The organism is Bradyrhizobium sp. (assembly GCF_049798375.1).
Classification (GTDB): Bacteria; Pseudomonadota; Alphaproteobacteria; order Rhizobiales; family Xanthobacteraceae; genus Bradyrhizobium.
In genome coordinates this window covers 1-3,589 of the sequence record NZ_JBARGP010000509.1, presented here as the reverse complement: position 1 = coordinate 3,589, position 3,589 = coordinate 1, and the positions used below count along the sequence as shown (strand labels likewise).

The window sequence follows — 3,589 nt, the reverse complement described above, 5'->3', positions numbered from 1 at the left end:
GTTCGACGCCGCGGTCCGCGCCGGCCATTTGCCGGCAGTGGAAACCCAGCTTGCCGCGACCGCGCTGCTCGGCGCATTGGATGAGGCGGTGGTCGGGCCGCTGGCGCCAGAGACTCTCGAGGAGGGCAGCCGGCTGCGCGATACCGTGCAGGCCGTGACGCTGCTCGCCTTGCGCGCGGTCGGCGTCATGGATGCCCGCGCCCGCGGGCTGGTGGTGCAGGCGGTATTGCCGGTGAAGAACCTGGTCGGCGCGTAAGGGCGCGGCCTTAAAGAAGATTTCACGGCTAATCCGCATCCTGAGGTCAGGCTCTTTCTGATCGCAGCACTTGTTGCAGCATTTGGCCCGCAATCACGACGCAGGCGTTCCCTCCATGGTCATCGCGCGCAAATTCCCGGCGATGCCCGTCGTGAACCTGGCCGTCGTCTCGGGCTCCGCGCTGGCTGGCGCGCTCTACGCGCTCTCCGCCGGCGAAGACGTCAACTGGGATTGGCAGAACTACCACGACTATGCCGGCTTCGCGCTGCTCCACGGCCGCTTCGACGTCGACGTCGCGCCCGGCGGCTTTCAGAGCTATCTCAACCCGCTGATCTATCTGCTGCCCTATCTACTGCGCCATGGCCTCGCCGCGCCGTGGTGGGGCATCGTGCTCGGCGCGCTGCACGGCCTCAACCTCGCGCTGATCTATCGGGTCACTCGCAATCTGCTCGGGACCAGCAATCCGATCGGACCGCTCGCGGCAATGGCGATCGCAGCGTTCGGCCCGATGACGCTGTCGGAAGTCGGCACCAGCTTTGCTGACATCCTGACCGCACTGCCGATCATCGCCGGCGTCGCGTTGATGTTCGCCGATGACGATTGCGAAGGGCTGGAACAGTCACGCGGGCAGGCGCGCCGGCTCGTGATCGCGGGCCTGCTGCTTGGCGCCGCTGCCGGACTAAAGCTGACCAACGTCACTTTCCTGATCGGCGCCGGGGTCTCGTTGCTCTTGCTCGCGCGGCCGCTATCGGCGCTGCTGTGCTTCGCGGCGGGCAGTGGCCTCGGCCTGCTCGCCAGCGGCGGCGCGTGGGCGTTCAAGCTGTGGCGGGAGTTCGGCAGCCCGCTGTTTCCGTTCTACAACACCATCTTCCGTGCACCAGAGGCGCCGCTCGAACCGATCGTCGACACGCGCTTCATGCCGCATGGCTTGCTCGACGCGCTGGCTTATCCATTTGATTGGCTGATCGGTGAGCATCCGTCATCGGAGTGGCCGTTCCGCGATCCGCGTTTTGCGCTAATCATCGTGCTGATGTTCGCGGTGCTCGGCGCCAGTATCTGGTTCGGCCGCGCGCTGCTGCGCCCGAATGACCGCCGGATCCTGTTCTTCTTCTGGGGCAGCTACGTCCCTTGGCTGCTCGCCTTCTCGATCCAGCGCTATGCGATCCCGCTCGAATTGTTGTCGGCGCCGGCGATCGTGCTGCTGCTGACGCGCCTCGTCGAGGCGTGGCGAGCCGAGGCCAATACGCGCAACGTGATAGCGTCGCGGGCGCTGCCGGTCGTGACCCTCGTTGTGACGCTTGCGATTGTGCTGTGGTCGCAGCCGACCGACTGGATGCGCCGTCCCTGGTCCGATCCCTATCGGCCGCGATTCGCGAAAGCCCTGCAGCGACCGGCGACGTTCCTGCTGCTGCAGAAGCCGCTCGGCTACATCGTGCCGATGCTATCAGCGGGCTCACGCGCCTATCAGATCTCCGACGTGGTGCTGCCGGTCGTGCCGGGCGGCGTGCTGGACCAGCGGATCCGCGCAGGCCTTGCGCAACCGCTGCCGGGCGGCCTTTGGGCGCTGTACCTGGCGGAAAGCCCCGAAGGCAATCCGGTGCGGCTCGATCTGCTCGATACCTTCGATCTCAGGATCGATCCGGCCCGCGCGTGCCTGCGCATTTCAGGCGCGGAGCACAATGACGTCGCGGCGTGTCCGCTGATCCCGCGCGCGGCGAAAGCGTCGACGGCCGGACTCGATTAGTCGCAGGATGGGCGGAGCGAAGCGATACACGTCGCTTCTATCAACTCACGCGGACGGATGATGGGCATCGCTACACTCCACCCATCCTACATGTCCTACATATGCGCGTCGCCGGATGGGCCGACATAGGCGATGCGCACCATGTTGGTGGTGCCGGGCGTGCCGAGCGGCACGCCGGCGACGATCAGCACCCGCTGGCCCGATCGCACGAAGCCGTCACGAAAGGCAATGGAGCCGGCGCGGTCGACCATGTCGTCCTGGTCGCGAGCGTCTTCTGCGACCACGCAATGCACGCCCCACACCACCGACAGCTTGCGTCCGGTGGCGAGGTTCGGCGTGATCGCGACCACCGGCGTGCTCGGCCGTTCGCGCGCCACGCGGATCGCGGTCGAGCCCGACGAGGTCCAGCAGATGATGACCGGCAGATCCAGCGTCGTGGCGATCTGCCGCGCCGCATCCGCGATCGCGTCGCCCGCGGTCGCCTCCGGCTCGGGGCGCTGCGCCGAGATCACCGAGCGATAGATCGGATCGCGCTCGACCTCCTCGCCGATCTTGTTCATGGTCGTAACAGCCTCGACCGGATATTTGCCGGCTGCCGATTCCGCCGACAGCATGATCGCGTCGGCGCCCTCATAGACCGCGGTGGCGACATCGGAGACTTCCGCGCGCGTCGGCACTGGCGACTGGATCATCGACTCCAGCATTTGGGTCGCGACCACCACGGGCTTGCCGGCCCGGCGAGCCGCCCGTGTCATCTGCTTCTGCAGGCCGGGCACCCGCTCCAGCGGCAGCTCGACGCCTAAATCGCCGCGCGCGACCATCAGCGCGTCCGCGGCTTCGAGGATGTCAGCGAGCCGGTCGATCGCCTGCGGCTTCTCGATCTTGGCCATCACGGCGGCGCGGCCGCGAATGATCTTCTTCGCCTCCAGCACGTCGTCGGCGCGCTGCACGAAGGACAGCGCGATCCAGTCGATTCCGGTGTTGAGCGCGGCATCGAGATCGGCGCGATCTTTCGGTGTCATCGCCGAGACCGGCAGGTCGGTGTCGGGCAGGCTGACGCCCTTGCGGTCGGACATGCGGCCGCCAACCACGATCCGGGTCACGGCCCGCGTCGGCGAGGTCTCCTCGGCGATCAGCTTCACCTTGCCGTCATCGAGCAGCAGCGTGTGCCCGGGCCGGAGTGCCGCAAGGATCTCCGGATGCGGCAGGTGGACGCGGTGCGCGTCGCCGGGCGTCTGGTCGTTGTCGAGCGTAAAACTCTGGCCGTTCTGCAGCTGGACCGCGCCGTCGGCGAAGGCGCCGATCCTGAGCTTCGGTCCCTGCAAATCGACCAGGATGCCGATCGGCCGGCCATAGCTCGATTCGACATTACGGATGGTCGCCACCAGCTCCCGCATCTTGTCATGCGGGGTGTGGCTCATGTTGATGCGAAAAATGTCCGCCCCCGCCTCGAACAGGCGCCGGATCATCGCGCTATCGGACGAGGCCGGACCCAGGGTGGCGACGATCTTGATCCGGCGCAGCCGTCTCATGGCTTCGACCCAGGGACAGGCGGCGGTGCGAGGCCCGGCGCTGCACCTGGCGGAGGT

General features: G+C 67.1%; 2 protein-coding genes and 1 pseudogene. 2 read left to right on the top strand and 1 reads right to left on the bottom strand.

What is annotated here, in order from left to right:
* Both WA702_RS20790 and WA702_RS20785 read left to right on the top strand, forming a co-directional pair.
* Positions 1 to 256: pseudogene (locus WA702_RS20790) on the top strand (TetR/AcrR family transcriptional regulator); the annotation flags it as partial.
* Positions 257 to 371: 115 nt separating this feature from the next.
* A complete protein-coding gene (locus WA702_RS20785; protein ID WP_425112428.1) occupies positions 372 to 2,000 on the top strand; it encodes a hypothetical protein in 1,629 nt (542 codons plus the stop codon).
* A gap of 95 nt (positions 2,001 to 2,095) precedes the next feature.
* Here the strand turns inward: WA702_RS20785 and pyk are convergent, their stop codons facing one another.
* Positions 2,096 to 3,532, bottom strand: a complete 1,437-nt coding sequence (gene pyk, locus WA702_RS20780) for a pyruvate kinase (protein ID WP_425112429.1) — start codon at positions 3,530 to 3,532, stop codon at positions 2,096 to 2,098.
* Positions 3,533 to 3,589: the final 57 nt, after the last annotated feature.

What these genes read in the sequence shown, in the direction of transcription:
- WA702_RS20785 (WP_425112428.1), top strand. Translation starts at nt 372, where the DNA reads ATGGTCATCGCGCGCAAATTCCCGGCGATGCCCGTCGTGAACCTGGCC.
- pyk (WP_425112429.1), bottom strand. Translation starts at nt 3,532, where the DNA reads ATGAGACGGCTGCGCCGGATCAAGATCGTCGCCACCCTGGGTCCGGCC.